At 62.4% G+C, this 16098-nt stretch carries 16 protein-coding genes; 8 read left to right on the top strand and 8 right to left on the bottom strand.

Annotation, left to right across the window (positions count from 1 at the left end):
• Positions 1 to 35: 35 nt before the first annotated feature.
• Positions 36 to 821 (bottom strand): inositol monophosphatase family protein, encoded by a 786-nt coding sequence (locus ACE3SE_RS06970; RefSeq protein ID WP_045846006.1) that lies wholly within the window; start codon positions 819 to 821, stop codon positions 36 to 38.
• Positions 822 to 1093: 272 nt separating this feature from the next.
• Between ACE3SE_RS06970 and ACE3SE_RS06965 the strand changes: the two genes are divergently transcribed.
• Positions 1094 to 1822, top strand: coding sequence for a 16S rRNA (uracil(1498)-N(3))-methyltransferase (locus ACE3SE_RS06965; protein ID WP_374554345.1), 729 nt, complete (start codon positions 1094 to 1096; stop codon positions 1820 to 1822).
• Between the two features lie 465 nt (positions 1823 to 2287).
• On the opposite strand, the gene ACE3SE_RS06960 is transcribed toward ACE3SE_RS06965, so the two are convergent.
• Complete coding sequence (locus ACE3SE_RS06960) at positions 2288 to 2857, bottom strand: hypothetical protein (protein ID WP_199102964.1); 570 nt, start codon at positions 2855 to 2857, stop codon at positions 2288 to 2290.
• A gap of 88 nt (positions 2858 to 2945) precedes the next feature.
• Positions 2946 to 3791 (bottom strand): D-hexose-6-phosphate mutarotase, encoded by an 846-nt coding sequence (locus ACE3SE_RS06955; RefSeq protein WP_374554344.1) that lies wholly within the window; start codon positions 3789 to 3791, stop codon positions 2946 to 2948.
• 183 nt (positions 3792 to 3974) lie between these two features.
• On the opposite strand from ACE3SE_RS06955, the gene hutC reads away from it, so the two are divergent.
• The 6 genes from hutC (at position 3975) to hutH (ending at position 11621) form a co-directional block, all read left to right on the top strand.
• Positions 3975 to 4691, top strand: a complete 717-nt coding sequence (gene hutC, locus ACE3SE_RS06950) for a histidine utilization repressor (RefSeq protein WP_231588830.1) — start codon at positions 3975 to 3977, stop codon at positions 4689 to 4691.
• Positions 4692 to 4814: 123 nt separating this feature from the next.
• A complete protein-coding gene (locus tag ACE3SE_RS06945) occupies positions 4815 to 5639 on the top strand; it encodes an undecaprenyl-diphosphate phosphatase (protein ID WP_045845965.1) in 825 nt (274 codons plus the stop codon).
• A 198-nt stretch (positions 5640 to 5837) separates the two neighbouring features.
• Positions 5838 to 7088 carry an imidazolonepropionase gene (gene hutI, locus ACE3SE_RS06940; protein ID WP_374554343.1) on the top strand — a complete coding sequence of 417 codons (1251 nt, stop codon included), beginning with the start codon at positions 5838 to 5840 and terminating at the stop codon, positions 7086 to 7088.
• Positions 7085 to 8020: a formimidoylglutamase gene (gene hutG, locus ACE3SE_RS06935; protein WP_374554342.1), complete on the top strand. Its 936-nt coding sequence runs from the start codon at positions 7085 to 7087 to the stop codon at positions 8018 to 8020. Before hutI ends, hutG begins: the two co-directional genes overlap by 4 nt.
• A gap of 168 nt (positions 8021 to 8188) precedes the next feature.
• Complete coding sequence (gene hutU / locus ACE3SE_RS06930) at positions 8189 to 9871, top strand: urocanate hydratase (protein WP_374554341.1); 1683 nt, start codon at positions 8189 to 8191, stop codon at positions 9869 to 9871.
• Between the two features lie 217 nt (positions 9872 to 10088).
• Complete coding sequence (gene hutH, locus ACE3SE_RS06925) at positions 10089 to 11621, top strand: histidine ammonia-lyase (protein ID WP_374554340.1); 1533 nt, start codon at positions 10089 to 10091, stop codon at positions 11619 to 11621.
• A gap of 79 nt (positions 11622 to 11700) precedes the next feature.
• Here the strand turns inward: hutH and ACE3SE_RS06920 are convergent, their stop codons facing one another.
• The 4 genes from ACE3SE_RS06920 to ACE3SE_RS06905 all read right to left on the bottom strand — a co-directional run bounded on the left by ACE3SE_RS06920 (position 11701) and on the right by ACE3SE_RS06905 (position 14821).
• Entirely contained in the window at positions 11701 to 12825 is a 1125-nt protein-coding gene (locus ACE3SE_RS06920; protein WP_131356897.1) for an SLC13 family permease, read from the bottom strand.
• Between the two features lie 54 nt (positions 12826 to 12879).
• The gene (locus ACE3SE_RS06915; RefSeq protein ID WP_374554339.1) at positions 12880 to 13179 is read right to left on the bottom strand and encodes a superinfection immunity protein; all 300 of its coding nucleotides are present in this window, start codon (positions 13177 to 13179) and stop codon (positions 12880 to 12882) included.
• Between the two features lie 40 nt (positions 13180 to 13219).
• The gene (locus ACE3SE_RS06910; protein ID WP_374554338.1) at positions 13220 to 13846 is read right to left on the bottom strand and encodes a LysE family translocator; all 627 of its coding nucleotides are present in this window, start codon (positions 13844 to 13846) and stop codon (positions 13220 to 13222) included.
• Between the two features lie 81 nt (positions 13847 to 13927).
• Complete coding sequence (locus ACE3SE_RS06905; protein ID WP_374554337.1) at positions 13928 to 14821, bottom strand: DMT family transporter; 894 nt, start codon at positions 14819 to 14821, stop codon at positions 13928 to 13930.
• 80 nt (positions 14822 to 14901) lie between these two features.
• Between ACE3SE_RS06905 and ACE3SE_RS06900 the strand changes: the two genes are divergently transcribed.
• Positions 14902 to 15495, top strand: a complete 594-nt coding sequence (locus tag ACE3SE_RS06900; RefSeq protein WP_374554336.1) for a helix-turn-helix domain-containing protein — start codon at positions 14902 to 14904, stop codon at positions 15493 to 15495.
• 42 nt (positions 15496 to 15537) lie between these two features.
• Here ACE3SE_RS06900 and ACE3SE_RS06895 read toward each other — a convergent pair whose 3' ends face one another.
• Positions 15538 to 16077 carry a DUF2059 domain-containing protein gene (locus ACE3SE_RS06895; RefSeq protein ID WP_045845975.1) on the bottom strand — a complete coding sequence of 180 codons (540 nt, stop codon included), beginning with the start codon at positions 16075 to 16077 and terminating at the stop codon, positions 15538 to 15540.
• Positions 16078 to 16098 lie beyond the last annotated feature (21 nt).

The raw sequence follows: 16098 nt of genomic DNA, 5'->3' as shown, positions 1-16098 counted from the left end.
GTCAACAAGTTGAAACGGCCCAGACGGGCCGTTTTTTACTGATTCGCCCGCACCCAGCGGTGCCACTGGCAGTACAGCTCGGGATCGATGGCGGCAATCACCGAACGTTTCCACACGGTATCCGTCCAGTAGTCGTCGGTATTCAGGCTGGCCAGCCGGCCGCCGGCTTCTTCCAGGATGACCGCGCCGGCAGCGTAATCCCACAGCCGCTGACCGCCATGCAGGTAGAGGTCGTAGCGGCCTGCTGCCAGAAAGCACCAGTCCAGCGTGCTGGAACCCATGCTGCGCTGGCTGCCGAACGGTGCCACGCTGCTCATGCGTGCCGCCAGTTTGCCGGAGCGCAGGTATTTCACTTCCACCGCAGCAATGGCATCGCCCATGCTGTTGCGGGTGGTTTTCAAGGGCAGGCGACGGCCGTTGAGCCAGGCCCCCTGGCCGCGGCGGGCATAGAACATTTCGTCGGACACCGGGTTGTAGATCACCCCCAGCTCGCTGACGCCGCGCACCACCAGCGCAACGGAAATGGCAAAGTAGGGCAGGCCGTTGACGAAGTTGGTGGTGCCGTCGATGGGGTCCACCACCCACAAGCCGTCAGGGTTGTCCTGCCACAGCGCATCCTGCTCTTCGCGCGTCATTTCCTCACCCAGCACCGGGTGCGGCAACACGCGCGGCAGCAGTTCGCCCAGCGCCTGCTGGCAGGCCATGTCGGCTTCGGTAAACAGCGAGCCGTCGTCCTTGCGCGTTTTACCCACGCGCAAAAAGCGCGGCATCACCTCCTGGCGTGCCACGTCACGGACAACCTGCATCACCTGTTCAACCACCTGCATTATGTTCTCCTGGGTCCCGCTGCTATCGGTCAGCCGGTGCGGGCAAGGTAGGGTAAGCTTGGCTCACTCTGGAAGAATAGTTGCAAATCCGGCATGCCATGCCCCCATTCAATGGTGGTGCTCATCAGGAATGCGGACGCGTCATGCGTCGTCAGGGCCGGGCCTGGCGGGAAAAGCTGTCAGAATAGCCACTTGCCAAAGACGAGTTGTTGCAACTGCAGCAAACAAAGCAAAATACCGTTATCACCACGGACTTTCAATACGCCATGCCAAGGTTTTTTATCGAAACAGCCCTGGCGGCAGGCCAAACCCTGTCGCTGCCCGATGCCGTTGTCCGTCACATCCAGGTGCTGCGCCTGAAGGAAGGCGACAGCCTGACCCTGTTCAACGGACAGGGCGGGGAATACCAGGCCAGCTTGCTGTCACTGCAAAAGCGCGATGCCAGCTGTGAAATCACCCGCTTTGACGACATCAGCCGCGAATCGCCCATCTGGCTGGGCCTGGCGCAGGCCATTTCCAGTGGCGACCGCATGGAATTCACCCTGCAAAAAGGGGTGGAAATGGGCGTATCGCTGTTTCAGCCGATTGCCGCCGAACGCTCGGTGGTGAAGCTGTCCGGCGACCGGGCCGACAAGCGGGTGCTGCGCTGGCAGGAAATCGTGCAATCAGCCTGTGAGCAATGCGGCCGCAATACCTTGCCGCAGGTGCTGCCCATCCTCAGCCTGAATGAATGGCTGCAGCAGCAACAGCAGGCGGATGCACGGCTGATCCTGTCGCCCCTGGGGACGCAAAAGCTGGCGGATATCGCCAGCGCACCCAAGCGGGCCTGGCTGATGGCCGGGCCGGAAGGTGGTTATTCCGCCCGCGAGGAAAGTACCGCGCTGGATGCCGGCTGGACCCCGCTGAAACTGGGCCCGCGCATCCTGCGTACCGAAACTGCTGCGCTGGCGGCGGTGGCGGCGGTGCAGGCGGTGTGGGGGGATTACTGTATCTAGAGCTTCGCCGTTGTTGCCAACTCCGGCAGGGAATTAAATTTTGAACCGCTTCGCGGTGCTGTTTTTCATGGCGGGGCTGCCCGCCGAGCAGGCAGGGGAGCTGCCTCGCCAGCTCCCCTGCACCCCTGGGCGACCCCGGGTTGCGCGAAACCCCGCCTGATTCGGGCCGGGCAAGGCACCGCCGAACTCGCCATTCGCTATTGTCGAATGGCTCAGACATTGCGGCGGCTTAAAACCTTGCCCAACCCGCCCCAGTCGGCGCGCGCCACGGGGAGAAGGGGCTGCGTCGTCAGCGTGATGGCTTCCGGTTTTGCCACAGCACCGGCATGTAAACATCACCGTGCAGCGGACAGCCAGCTGTTAAAACGTAGGCATTGCGATCCCGCTATGACTTGGCTGGTAAACGCGGCCAACAAAAAGCCCGGCTAGGCCGGGCTGGTGTCAGGTATCCACATACCGGCCATTTCAAGCCGTGGTGGCGATTTCCTGTTGCCGGTAAATCAGCGCACCGGCCAGCAGCAACTCGTGCTCGCTCAGGGAAAACTGACCGGGCGGCGCGGCGCGTTCGAACAGGAAGCGGCGGCCTTCGTATTCCACCCAGGCGCTGATGGTCTGGTCGTGAAAACGCCCCAGGATTTCACTGGAGTGTGTCACCGCATTCACATCCGGCACCACAATGCCCACCGGCAGCGGCACTTCCTCGGCCACTTCCCAGTTTTCCCGCGCCGGCAGCTGCGGGCTGTTGCGGGTGGCCAGTTGCAGCCACAGGCGGTAAGCCCACAAGGGCAGCATCACGCGGTGTACCCGTTTGTCGTCGGTGATGACGCAGGCAATGGGAAAGCGATGATGGCACGCCGGGCAGGTGCCTTTGGCGGCCAGAAACAGCTTGTCCTGCTGCAGGCTGGCCAGTCCGGACATGTGTTCGCACCCTACCATGGCATGGCAATGCGGGCAGTGCTTGCCAAAGCGGCGCACCCGGTTGCCATTGGAAAAGGTGACGGGGAGATAACTGGAAATCGTGTTCTGTCTTGCCATTGACTACCTGTCCACTACAACGCCAAGCATGGCGCGATGCTGTGCAGTATACCCTGTCCACCGGGATGGGGGCATCGGGAAGCCGGCTTCAGTCGGCCCTTATCTGGCAGCCCAGTGTATGGCTGCTTCCCGGTTCCAGCGTGTAGCTGTCTTCACCCGCATTGGCTGCCTCGATGCAGACAAAGTCGTGCCAGCCCTCGTCCGGCAGGTCGGCCAGCCGTGCCGCCTTGTCCTGCCAGGGGTTCCACAACACCACGCTGCCAGAACCGCTGCGGCTGATGCGCAGGCAGCGCTGCCATTGCGGGTCGTGCAGGATGACATCGGCCTCGCTGTAGACAATGGCATCGAACTCGCCATTCAGCTGTAGCGGGCTTGATGGCAAGCGACTGTAGCGAGCGGCTACCTTGTCTTCGAAAACGGCTTCTTCCACCCCGGTCAGCTGAATGCGGCGGCTGTCGCTGACCGCGAGATAACTGTGCAGCGCCGTGCTCATCGTGTGTGGCTGCTGGCTGTGATTATGGGTGTGCAGCTGCATGGCAATGTGGTCGGACAGGGTGTATTCCAGCTCAACATCCAGCCCTTGCCAGTGCGGGCCTTGCAGTTTCACGTGAAACGCATCGCCATCCTGCTCCACTGACAGCAGCTGCCAGTCTTGCTGCCGCGCCACACCATGGGCCGGAGCGGCAGTGTCGGTCGGGTGCGGGCCAAACCAGGGCCAGCAAACCGGTACGCCACCGCGAATGGCCTTGCCCTGTTGCAGCATGGCTTGTGGCGACATGTACAGCCAGGGCTGTTGTCCATAGGGCTGGAAGGAAAGCAATTGCCCACCCAGCAAGGACAGGGTGGCGGAGAAACTGCCGCCATCCAGTTGCAGCAGGGTGAGTGCATTGCCAAGCGGAATCAGCTGGGCGGCGGGGGGCAGGGAAATGGACATTCGGATGACTCGCTGGCGGGAAATGGACAAATCATAACTCAAGGCGGCCGTGACAACTGCCTGGCGGGTGATGGGCAGAGCGGGCAAGGCTGTTGTACATTGGCTGAACTCTGCGCTGGATCAGCCACAGCCGCCGCAGTCCGGTCTAGAATGCCTCATCTTAACGTTTGCATGGAATACAAGGTGTCTGCCACAGCTCAACCGCGCTATCTGCGTATCAAGGAATACATTCTGGAAGGCATCCGCAAGAAGGAGTTCCTGCCAGGCTGCAAGATTCCACCCGAGCTGGAACTGGCCAGCCAGTTTTCCGTGTCGCGCATGACCGTCAACAAGGCGGTACGCGACCTGGCCGAGGCCGGCATCCTGCTGCGCTTTGCCGGGGACGGTACTTATGTGGCCGAGCGCAAGGCTGAATCGCCGCTGCTGGACATCAACAATATCGCTGCCGAAGTGGCGGCGCGCGGCCACACCCACAGTGCCGACGTGCACCAGCTGGAAACCATCGCGGCAGGTGAAGAGATTGCCCTGCAACTGGGGGTGAAGGTGGGCACGCCGATTTATCACTCCATTCTGGTGCATCGCGAAGACGGCCTGCCCATTCAGCTGGAAGACCGCTATGTGAACCCGGCCTGGGCACCGGATTACATCCTGCAGGATTTCACCCGCCGCACGCCCAATGAATACCTGATGGAAACCTGCCCGCTGACCGATATCGAGCACAGCGTGGAAGCCATTTTGCCGGATGCTCGCGAGCTGGCCATGCTGGATATCGCCGCTGGTGAGCCCTGCCTGCTGGTATTACGCCGCACCTGGTCGTACAAGAATCTGGTGACTTTTGCCCGGCTGGTGCATCCGGGCGGACGTTACAAGCTGCGCTCGCAAAGCCGGGTGAAGAAATAAGGCTGGCTACGTGTATCGGTTCGGCGCTGCACATCAGTTGTGATTCTGTCATCGCGACAGGTTATGCTAGCGGATTATTTCTCTGCTTCTTCCTTTTAACCCGCCCACATCATCAATCACATCATGGACACACTGCTTTTGCTCAAGGCAGCCATTCTCGGCATTGTCGAGGGGCTGACCGAATTCCTGCCCATTTCCTCCACCGGTCACCTGATCCTGGCCGGCGAGTTGCTCAAGTTCAACGACGAGCGCGGCAAGCTGTTTGAAATCGTCATCCAGTCCGGTGCCATCCTGGCGGTGATCTGGGAATACCGCGCGCGCATCGCCGCCGTGGTCGGTGGTGCACGTCATGATGCGGCAGCCCGTCGCCTCATCCTCAACCTGGCCATCGCCTTCTGCCCGGCCGCAGCACTGGGCTTTCTGTTCAGCAAGGCCATCAAGGCCCACCTGTTCAACGCGCCGGTGGTGGCCAGCATGTTCATCATCGGTGCGCTGGTCATCATGTGGGCCGAGCGTCGCCAGCACAGCATCCGGGTGCAGACGGTAGAGGAAATGAGCCCGCTGGATGCGCTCAAGGTAGGCTGCGCCCAGGCCTTTGCGCTGGTGCCGGGTACTTCGCGTTCCGGTGCCACCATCATCGGCGGCATGCTGTTTGGCCTGTCGCGCAAGGCGGCTACAGAGTTTTCCTTCTTCCTGGCCATTCCCACGCTGATCATTGCCTCGCTGTACTCGCTGTATAAGGACCGCGCGCTGCTGGCGGCGGACGATCTGGGCATCTGGGCGGTGGGCCTGCTGTTTTCCTTTGTCTCGGCCTTCTTCTGCGTGCGCTGGCTGCTGCGCTTCATTTCCAGCCACAGCTTCATGGTGTTTGCCTGGTACCGCATCGTGTTCGGCATCATCGTATTGCTGACCTGGCAGTACGGCTGGGTGAACTGGGTGGATAGCTGAAAGTCGTCAGTAGATAATTGACTATACAAATACTGTTGGATTTTTGATGCACAAAGGGAGCCGTTGGCTCCCTTTTTTATTTGCACAAATATTTGATAAATAAAGACTTTTGTGCAAATACATATTGTATGCAAAGTTGAATCGTGGTTGACAAGCATCAATGCAGGGTTTATTTGTATATACAAATCAGGAGCAGACATGAGCAAGCCTATCAACCGCACCCGCAGCCTGTGGCTCAATGCCCGGCTGGCCACCATGGATGCGCAGCACCCCGCGCCCTACGGCGCGCTGCACGACCACGTGCTGGTGGTGGAGCAGGGCCGTATTGCCGCCATCCTGCCGCAAGGCCAGCTGAACCCGGCCAGCTTTGATGGCGAGGTGGTGGACGTGGCCGGCCGCTGGATCACCCCCGGCTTTATCGATTGCCACACCCATCTGGTGTACGGCGGCAACCGGGCGGCGGAATGGGAACAGCGTTTGCTGGGCGTGCCGTATCAGCAGATTGCCGCCCAGGGCGGTGGCATTGTCTCCACCGTGCGCGCCACCCGTACACTGAGCCAGGCGCAACTGGCTGCTGCCAGCCTGCCGCGCTTGCAGGCGCTGATGGCCGAGGGCGTCACCACGCTGGAATCCAAGTCCGGCTATGGCCTGAACCTGCAAGACGAAATCAAGCAATTGCGGGTAGCCCGCCAGCTGGCAGACAGCCAGCCGGTGGAGATTGCCCCCACCTTGCTGTCCGCCCATGCCTTGCCGCCGGAATTTGCCGGTGATGCCGATGGCTATATCCAGCACGTCTGCCAAGACATTCTGCCCACCGTGGCAGAACAAGGCCTGGCCGAAGCGGTGGATGTGTTCTGCGAAAGCGTGGGTTTTTCCCCGGCGCAAACCCGCCGCGTGTTTGAAGCCGCGCAACAACACGGCCTGCGGGTGAAGGGCCATGTCGAGCAGCTGTCCAATCTGCAGGGTGCGGCGCTGGTGGCCGAATTCGGCGGCCTGTCGGCCGACCATATCGAATACCTGGACGCTGCCGGCGTGGAGGCCATGCGCACGGCAGGCACGGTAGCGGTATTGCTCCCCGGCGCATTTTACTTCCTGCGCGAAACGCAAAAGCCGCCAGTCGAACTGCTGCGTGCGGCCGGTGTGCCGATGGCGGTGTCCACCGATCTGAACCCCGGCACCAGCCCGTTTGCTTCCATCCGGCTGGCGATGAACCAGGCCTGCGTGCTGTTCGGCCTGTCGCCGGAAGAAGCGCTGGCCGGTACTACCCGCCATGCCGCCCAGGCACTGGGCCGTGGCCACAGCCACGGCAAGCTGGCGCTGGATCATGTCGCCGACCTGCTGCTGTGGGATATCGAACACCCTGCCGAAATCGTCTACGGACTCGGCGTCAACCCGCTGGCCGAACGGGTATTCCGTGGCCAGCGTCCGGGCAAGGAAACAACACAATGACTCCAGACATGAAGCTGTGGACCGGCCGTGTGGACGCCGGTGAAGGCGAACTGGCGCGCCGTTGGCACCAGCTGGCCACGCCGTTTGCACCCGGCCTGCCGGCAGGCATCGCCATTGCCGGTTTTGCCTGCGACGAAGGCGTGCGCCGCAATCAGGGCCGTGTCGGCGCAGCGGCAGCCCCCGCCGTCATCCGCAAGGCGCTGGCCAATCTGGCCTGGCATCAGGCTTATCCGCTGTGCGATATGGGCGATGTGGCCTGTAGCGATGGCGATCTGGATGCAGCCCACCTGCGGCTGGCGGCGGCGGTGGAGCAACTGGCGCGTGCCGGGCACTTTCCGCTGGTGCTGGGTGGTGGCCACGAAACCGCCTACGGCACCTGGCGCGGCCTTGCCGCAGCGCATCCTGAGAAGGTAATCGGCATCATCAATTTCGACGCCCATTTCGACATCCGCGAGGCAGCCGAGGCCACTTCCGGCACGCCGTTTGCGCAGATTGCCGCTGACTGTGCCGCGACTGGCCGTCCCTTCCATTACCTGTGCCTGGGCGTGGCCGAGCCATCCAACACCCAGGCACTGTTTGCCCGTGCCGGGCAGCTGGGCGTGCAGTGGCTGCTGGACAGCGCACTGAATCAGGCGGGCCTTGCCAATGCCCAGCGTACGGTGCAGGACTTCATCGACCAGGTGGACATGGTCTATCTCACCATCGATCTGGATGTGCTGCCCGCCAGCGTGATGCCCGCCGTATCCGCCCCTGCCGCCATGGGGGTGGAGCTGCCGGTGGTGGAAGCACTGGTCACCGCCATTGCCGCCAGCGGCAAGCTGGCCGGGGCCGATCTGGTGGAGCTAAACCCGCAATTCGATATCGACAGCCACGGCGCGAAGACGGCGGCCCGGCTGGCGTGGAGTATCACCCGTCATCTGGCCTCGCAGTAAGAAGCGCGAACAAAACCGCGTAGCGAACCCGGGCCAAGGCGCGCCGCCGCAGACAGTACATGCCGTACGGCAAGGCGGCGCAACGCTGGAGCGGGGGTTTTGTCAGCGGTTCCCGGTAAGGAATTCAGGGCAGTTGCCCGACAACATGGCAGTACCAAGGAGACAGCAATGAGCGCAGCACAACAAGACAGCCGCTTCGACCCGACCCGTGTGATCCGCGCCCCGCGCGGCACCGAACTTTCCTGCAAAAGCTGGCTGACCGAAGCCGTCTACCGCATGATCCAGAACAATCTGGACCCGGAAGTGGCCGAGCATCCGCAAAGCCTGGTGGTATATGGCGGCATCGGCCGCGCCGCCCGCAACTGGGAATGTTTCGACACCATCCTGGACGTGCTCAAGCGTCTGGAAGACGACCAGACCCTGCTGATCCAGTCCGGCAAGCCGGTGGGCGTGTTCAACACCCACACCGACGCGCCGCGCGTGCTGATTGCCAACTCCAACCTGGTACCGCACTGGGCCAACTGGGAGCACTTCAACGAGCTGGATAAGAAGGGCCTGATGATGTACGGCCAGATGACCGCCGGCTCCTGGATCTACATCGGCTCGCAAGGCATCGTGCAGGGGACTTACGAAACCTTCTTTGCCGTGGCCAACCAGCACTTCGACGGCAAGCCGCAAGGCCGCTGGATCCTGACCGGTGGTCTGGGTGGCATGGGTGGTGCCCAGCCGCTGGCCGCCACCATGGCCGGCTTCAGCATGATTGCCGTGGAATGTGATGAAACCCGCATCGACTTCCGCCTGAAAACCCGTTACGTGGACCGCAAGGCCACATCGCTTGACGAGGCGCTGGCCATCATCGAAGACGCCAAGCAAAGCGGCAAGGCGGTGTCCGTCGGCCTGCTGGGCAATGCCGCCGACGTGTTCACCGAGCTGGTGAACCGTGGCATCACCCCGGATGTGGTGACCGACCAGACCTCCGCTCACGACCCGGTACACGGCTATCTGCCGCAAGGCTGGACGGTGGAACAATGGCGCGCCAAGCAAAAGACCGACGCCGCTGAAATCACCGCTGCCGCCAAGAAGTCCATGGCCGTGCAAGTGCGCGCCATGCTGACCCTGCAACAGCGCGGTGCCGCCACGCTGGACTACGGTAACAACATCCGCCAGATGGCGCTGGAAGAGGGCGTAGAGAATGCCTTCGACTTCCCCGGTTTTGTCCCGGCCTATGTGCGCCCGCTGTTCTGCGAAGGCATCGGCCCCTTCCGCTGGGTGGCGCTGTCCGGCGACCCGGAAGACATCTACAAGACCGACGCCAAGGTGAAGGAACTGATTCCGGATGACCCGCACCTGCACAACTGGCTGGACATGGCGCGTGAGCGCATCAGCTTCCAGGGCTTGCCGGCACGTATCTGCTGGGTGGGCCTGAAAGACCGCGCCCGTCTGGGTGCAGCTTTCAACGAAATGGTGAAGAATGGCGAACTCAAGGCGCCGATCGTGATCGGCCGCGACCATCTGGACTCCGGCTCGGTGGCTTCGCCCAACCGCGAAACCGAATCCATGCTGGATGGTTCGGATGCCGTGTCCGACTGGCCGCTGCTCAACGCCCTGCTGAATACCGCTGGCGGCGCCACCTGGGTGTCCTTGCATCACGGTGGTGGCGTGGGCATGGGCTTCTCGCAGCACTCCGGCGTGGTGATCGTGTGTGACGGCACGGATGAAGCCGCCAAGCGCGTGGGCCGTGTACTGCGTAACGACCCGGGTACCGGCGTGATGCGTCATGCCGATGCCGGTTACGACATCGCCAAAAATTGCGCGCGCGAGCAGGGCCTGGACCTGCCGATGCTGAAATAAGCCGGGTAGAGCATGCCCGATCCAGCGTTGCGCCTCCTTGCCGTACTCCATGTACTGTCTGCGTCGGCGCGCCTTGACTCGGCCATTCTCTGTGCAGGCATCACGCTATTTAGTGCCATCACCCTGCCTGCTTAGGCAGGGCTGGCGCTACAACAAGAACATGGCTGGCCGCGCCTGCGGGCGTGAGGCCAGCTGACAATCAATAGAGACTGAAACCATGAGCATTCTCAATATCGTACCGGGCCAACTGACACTGGCCGACCTGCGCCGCGTTTCACGTGAAACCGGCCTCAAGCTGCAACTGGACCCGTCCTGCCACGCCGGCATCGACGCTTCTGCCGCCACCGTGGCACGCGTGCTGTCCGAAGGCCGCACCGCCTACGGCATCAACACCGGTTTTGGCCTGCTGGCCAATACCCGCATTGCACCGGACGAGCTGGAATTGCTGCAACGTTCCATCGTGCTGTCGCATGCTGCCGGTATTGGCGCGCCGATGGACGATTCCACCGTGCGTCTGGTGATGGCATTGAAAATCAACTCGCTGGCGCGTGGTTTTTCCGGCATCCGCCGTCAGGTGATCGAAGCGCTGGTCACGCTGTTCAACCACGGCATCTACCCGGTGATTCCACAAAAGGGTTCGGTGGGCGCGTCCGGCGACCTGGCCCCGCTGTCGCACATGAGCGCAGTGTTGATCGGCGAGGGTGAAGCCTTCGTCAACGGCCAGCGCGTACATGGCCGTGAAGCCATGCAGGCGGCTGGTCTGGAACCGATCACCCTGGCCCCGAAAGAGGGCCTCGCCCTGCTCAACGGCACGCAAGCGTCCACCGCCTTTGCGCTGGAAGGCCTGTTTGCCGCGGAAGACCTGTTTGCCTCTGCCGTGGTGGCGGGCTCCATGTCGGTGGAAGCCGCGCAGGGCAGCCGCACCCCGTTTGATGCCCGCATTCACGCCGTGCGCGGCCATGCCGGCCAGATCGATGCCGCCAGCGCCTACCGTGCGCTGCTGGAACACAGCGAAATCGAACACTCGCACGAAAACTGCGGCAAGGTGCAGGACCCGTACAGCCTGCGCTGCCAGCCGCAGGTGATGGGTGCCTGCCTGACGCAGATCCGCCACGCCGCCAGCGTGCTGCAAGTGGAAGCCAACTCGGTATCGGACAACCCGCTGGTGTTTGCCGACGACAACGACATCCTGTCCGGCGGCAACTTCCACGCCGAGCCAGTGGCCTTTGCCGCCGACAATCTGGCGCTGGCACTGGCGGAAATCGGCTCGCTGTCCGAGCGCCGCATGGCACTGTTGATCGACAGCAACCTGTCCAAGCTGCCGCCCTTCCTGGTGAATAACGGCGGGGTGAACTCCGGCTTCATGATTGCCCAGGTCACCGGCGCGGCACTGGCTTCGGAAAACAAATCGCTGGCCCACCCGGCCTCGGTGGACAGCCTGCCGACTTCCGCCAACCAGGAAGACCACGTGTCGATGGCCACCTTTGCCGGTCGCCGTCTGCGCGACATGGCCGGTAACACTGCCGGCATTCTGGCGGTGGAACTGCTGGCCGCCTGCCAGGGTGTGGACTTCCGCGCCCCGCACAAGGCCAGCGCCAAGCTGGAAGAAGCCAAGGCCGAACTGCGTGCGCAAGTGCCGTTCTACGACAAGGACCGCTACTTCGCACCGGATATCGAGAAGGCCGCTGCGCTGGTGGCCAGCGGCAGTTACAACCGCTTTGTCGCGGCTGGCTTGCTGCCCTCTTTGTAAGCACGGCTAGTCATCAGGAGCTTGGCCCGGCACCGTCACGGTGACCGGGCTTTTTTGCGTGGAATGGCGGGACGGGATGTCAGAGCAGGCAGTAGCCCAGCACGCCTGCCAGCAGCAGCGCGGGCAGGGAATACAGATGAAAACGCAGCCAGATGCCGCGCTCGCCCGCCATGCGCAGGGCAATCAGGTTGGCCAGAGAACCCAGCACACAGCCAAAACCACCGGCATTCACCGCATAAGCCAGCACCTTGTAGGCGCTGCTGTATTTCACCAGCAGGATGGTGGCAGGCACATTGCTGATCAGCTGCGAACCCAGCAGTGCGGTCAGGTACAGGCCGCCGCTACTGAGCCCGGCCACGGCATCGGTCCAGTGGCGTACCAGCGGTAGCCCGGTCAGCAGGCGGATATCGACAAACATCAGCATGAACACGGCAATCAGGCTCCAATCCACCGCCAGCAGCAGGGCCGGGCGCAACAGGGCCATGCCGGCCAGCACCGCAGCCAGGCCCCATAGCGCATGGCCGGATTCCAGCGCCACGATAAAGCCGATGTACAACAAGGCGCAGCTCCACAACAGACCGGGCTGATAGCCGCTGGCGTCGTCGTGCAGTTCGGCATGAATGCGCTGGCCGGGAAACGCCAGGGCGGTGGCCAGTAGCAGCAGTGCCATACTGCCCAGTGCCAGCGGGGCCATCTGCCAGGTAAACGCAGCAAAGGACTGGCCGGACAGCTGCCACAGCAAGATGTTCTGCGGATTGCCGATCGGGGTGAGCAGCGAACCGGCATTCACCGCCAGCGCTTCGAATATCACCAGCCGGCCAATGGGCAGGCCGGCAATACCACGCAGGCTGAGGGTGAGCGGCACCACGATGAACAGTGCCACATCATTGGTGAGCACGGTGGACAGCAGGGCGGACATGCCCACCAGAAACAGCGCCAGCGATCTTTCCCGCGTCAGCCGGTTGATGATGAGGCGACCCAGATGACTCAGATAACCGCTTGCTTCCACGCCCTTGGTCAGCAACAGCAGGCCGGACAGGGTGGTGATGGTGGGCCAGTCTATCCAGTGGACAAACTGGCTGGCCGCCGCGGGCTGTGGCAGCCATAGCAGCAGCATCAGTAACAGCAGCACATGCAGCAGCCGGTCGTGCAAGAACGGGGCGAGCAAGGCGGCCAGACGAGAGGGGGAGGTGTGTGCAGACATGGCGGCAGCTTACGGGAAGGCTGCCGCCATCATCAAGCTGCATGCACGGCGGCGTCAGTCCTCGGTGCGCAAATCGTCACGCTTGATGGCCATGCCCATGGCCACGATCCACGGCAGCAGCAGCCAGCCGCCCAGCACATTGATGAGGACCACTTTTTGCAGACGGGGGCTTTTCACCAGCCAGCCGGTGATGCTGGGAATCAGATAAGCCGGAATCATCACCAGCGCGTCGCCCATCCACATGGCGGTGGTGACGAACAGCGGCTGATTGTTGAAGGTGCCATACAGCCACAGCAGCACGGCCAGCGCCAGCACGATGATGAACAGGCCTTTGAGCAGATTGACGATTTTCATGACAGACAAACAGGGGTAATCAGATAAGCGGCTAGGGTAATCACGCCTTTGCCGCCTTGGCAAACCCCACGGACAAACCTGCTGCAATAAACGCCAGACCGGCACTGATATTCAGCCCGGCAATCAGGCGTGGCCGGGCGGCTATCCAGCGCGCCAGATGGCTGGCACTGATGCCCATCAGGCCAAAACCCAATGTTGTCAGCAAGGCAAACCAGCCGCCCAGCAACATCATCTGCCCGGCCACACTGCCCTGACCGGTGCTGATGAATTGCGGCACGAAGGCCATGATGAAGATGCCCACCTTGGGGTTGAGGCTGCCGGACAGAAAGCCGCTGCGGAACACCTGCCACAGCGGCAAGGGGTCGATACGGGAAAAACGCACCAGGGTGCGGTGGCGGATGGCCTGCCAGCCGAGGTAGACCAGATAGCAGCCGCCAGCCAGCTTCACCAGCAGGAAGGCGGTGGCTGAGGCCTGCAACAGTGCGGTCAGCCCCAGCGATGCCGCCGTGACATGCACGAAGATGGCACAGCCGGAGGCGAGCGCCGACATGGCCGCTGCCCGCTTGCCCTGCGACAGGCCACGGGCAATGGCCAGCAGATTGTCCGGGCCCGGTGCCGCCACCAGGGCCAGGCAGGTGAGGGTATACAGCAAAAAACTGTGCGACATGGCCAGTACCTTGTGCGGCGCAAAACACCCATTAAAGCGACAACACCCAGCAAAAACAACTATTTGTGCATTGTTTTCCGCCTAATGGCCCTGACGCCCGCCCAACTGGCTGATCAGCACGCTGGCCACAATCAGCGCGGCACCGCTGATGGCCATCAGCCCCAGTTGTTCGCCGGCCAGTGCGCCAAGCAGGCCCGCCCATACCGGCTCCATCGCATAAATCACGGTGGCCCGTGTGGCGGGGACGGTTTTTTGCGCCCAGTTCATGGCGATCTGGATGACGGCGGTGGCCAGCCCCATACCCAGCAGGCTGACCAGCAATACCGGATGCGGCTGTGGCGCGGCTTCGCCACTCAGTTGCCAGCCCAGTGCAGCCAGCAAGGACACGGTCAGCAATTGCACCACCGCCACCCGGCGCGGGTGACACTGGCCGGCAAAGCGGCCCACCAGGCTGATTTCCAGCGCAATCATGGCGGCCCCGGCCACAGTCAGCCATTCGCCTGCGCCGAAATTGAATTGCAGGCCACGCGGGTCGGACAACAGCACCAGCCCGCCAAAGGCCACGATGATGCCCAGCCAGGCCGCCAGCCGTGGCCGGTGGCGGAACAGCAGCAGCTGGAACAAGGGCACCAGCGGTACATACAGGCCGGTGAGAAAGGCCGACTTGCTGCTGGGAATCAGCTGCAAACCCAGCGTCTGCAGGCTGTAGCTGCCAAACAGCACGCTGCCTACCAGTGCGCCGGTCAGCAGCTCGCGCCGGGTCAGGCCCTGCAGCTCGCGCCAGCTCAGCAGCAGGGCAATCAGGCCGGCCACGCCAAAGCGCAGGCTGACAAAGCTGAAGGGGCCAGCCCATTGCAGCGCGTGCTGCACCACCAGAAAGGTAAAGCCCCAGATCATGGTGACGCCGATCAGCACCAGGTCGGGCAGGCGGGATGGGCCGGGTTGCAGGCCGGCGGTGGCGGTCAGCGGTGTCATGGACGTGCTCTCGTTGCGGGTGGGGAGTCTGTGAAATATAATGCACAAATCACCATTTGGGCAATATATTGCACATGGCCATGAGCAAGGAAGCAAACGGTTCGCTGCAAGTCATGCAAAACGTGGCAGACAATCTGCGTCTGGCACGCCTGCAGCAAGGCTACAGTCAGGAAGTGCTGGCCACGCGGGCGGGCATCAGCCGCCGCATGCTGGTGAATATCGAGGCCGGGGAAAGCAATGCCAGCATTGCGACGGTGGACAAGCTGGCCTCGGCACTGGGGCTGAGTTTTGTCGACGTGGTGCGCCCGCCGTCGTCAAGCGACAAGGCCCGGGCCTTGCCGCTGCGCATCTGGCAGGGCGAGCAGGCAGACAGCCATGCCAGCCTGCTGGAGTCGGTGGTCAAACCCGGTGTGACACTGGAGCTGTGGCGCTGGCAGCTGGCGGCCGGGGATAGCTATCTGGCCGAGGCTGACGCGCCCGGCTGTCAGGAGCTGCTGTATGTACTGGCCGGACAGCTGCAATTACAGTTACCGCTGCAACAGCAAACCCATGTGCTGCAAGCCGGGCAGTCCTTGGCTTTTGCATTGGATCAGCCATGCAGCTATCACAATGTGGGTGCTGAGCCCTGCATGTTCACCAAGAGTGTGCTGATGGTGCCACATCAGGATCAATGAAAAACGGCCCCGCAGGGCCGTTTTTCATTGTCATGCGCGACCTTATTTGCTGATGGACTTGCCGTAGGTTTCGGCGGCCGTGCGCATTTTCGGCAGCAGGGTCTTTTCGGCGGCAGTCAGCATGTTCTTCATGATGTTGTCGATCACCACCGGCTGTTGCTTCATCAGCTTCTGGCCGGCCGGGGTCTTGTAGAAGGCCACGATCTGCTGCATTTCCGCGGCAGAGAACTGCGCGCTGTAGCTCTTGACCACTTCCTGCTCGAACTGCTTTTTCACAGCGGCAGAGTTGAAATAGTCAGCGGCGGTCTTGTGCACGCCATCAGCATAGGTCTTGAAGCCGTCCTGGGCCTTCTTTTGCTGTTCCGGGCTCAGGTTGACCTTGTTCTTCACCAGATATTCCTGCAGCAGCGGGCCGGCAGAAGCGGTGGTGCGGTTGGCCAGATCATTCGGCATATTGTTCAGGCCGATCACCTGGGCCAGTTCCTTGGCGGCGGCATCCTGTGCGGCATCGGCATGAGCCAGCATCGGCAGGGTCAGTGCAAGGGCGGCAATGGCGGTCTTGATCGGGCTAGCAGCAAACATGGGACATCCTTTTCGGCAATG

Origin of the sequence: Aquitalea pelogenes (assembly GCF_041914625.1) — a bacterium.
GTDB lineage: Bacteria > Pseudomonadota > Gammaproteobacteria > Burkholderiales > Chromobacteriaceae > Aquitalea > Aquitalea pelogenes.
Note: the sequence above shows the minus strand (reverse complement) of the source record. Positions and strands in the feature narration are given on the sequence as shown.

Bases quoted from the DNA above. Each gene is read 5' to 3' on its own strand.
- ACE3SE_RS06965 (WP_374554345.1), top strand. From the start codon at position 1,094: ATGCCAAGGTTTTTTATCGAAACAGCCCTGGCGGCAGGCCAAACCCTG.
- ACE3SE_RS06960 (WP_199102964.1), bottom strand. From the start codon at position 2,857: ATGGCAAGACAGAACACGATTTCCAGTTATCTCCCCGTCACCTTTTCC.
- ACE3SE_RS06955 (WP_374554344.1), bottom strand. From the start codon at position 3,791: ATGTCCATTTCCCTGCCCCCCGCCGCCCAGCTGATTCCGCTTGGCAAT.
- ACE3SE_RS06945 (WP_045845965.1), top strand. From the start codon at position 4,815: ATGGACACACTGCTTTTGCTCAAGGCAGCCATTCTCGGCATTGTCGAG.
- hutI (WP_374554343.1), top strand. From the start codon at position 5,838: ATGAGCAAGCCTATCAACCGCACCCGCAGCCTGTGGCTCAATGCCCGG.
- hutG (WP_374554342.1), top strand. From the start codon at position 7,085: ATGACTCCAGACATGAAGCTGTGGACCGGCCGTGTGGACGCCGGTGAA.
- hutU (WP_374554341.1), top strand. From the start codon at position 8,189: ATGAGCGCAGCACAACAAGACAGCCGCTTCGACCCGACCCGTGTGATC.
- hutH (WP_374554340.1), top strand. From the start codon at position 10,089: ATGAGCATTCTCAATATCGTACCGGGCCAACTGACACTGGCCGACCTG.
- ACE3SE_RS06920 (WP_131356897.1), bottom strand. From the start codon at position 12,825: ATGTCTGCACACACCTCCCCCTCTCGTCTGGCCGCCTTGCTCGCCCCG.
- ACE3SE_RS06915 (WP_374554339.1), bottom strand. From the start codon at position 13,179: ATGAAAATCGTCAATCTGCTCAAAGGCCTGTTCATCATCGTGCTGGCG.
- ACE3SE_RS06910 (WP_374554338.1), bottom strand. From the start codon at position 13,846: ATGTCGCACAGTTTTTTGCTGTATACCCTCACCTGCCTGGCCCTGGTG.
- ACE3SE_RS06905 (WP_374554337.1), bottom strand. From the start codon at position 14,821: ATGACACCGCTGACCGCCACCGCCGGCCTGCAACCCGGCCCATCCCGC.
- ACE3SE_RS06900 (WP_374554336.1), top strand. From the start codon at position 14,902: ATGAGCAAGGAAGCAAACGGTTCGCTGCAAGTCATGCAAAACGTGGCA.
- ACE3SE_RS06895 (WP_045845975.1), bottom strand. From the start codon at position 16,077: ATGTTTGCTGCTAGCCCGATCAAGACCGCCATTGCCGCCCTTGCACTG.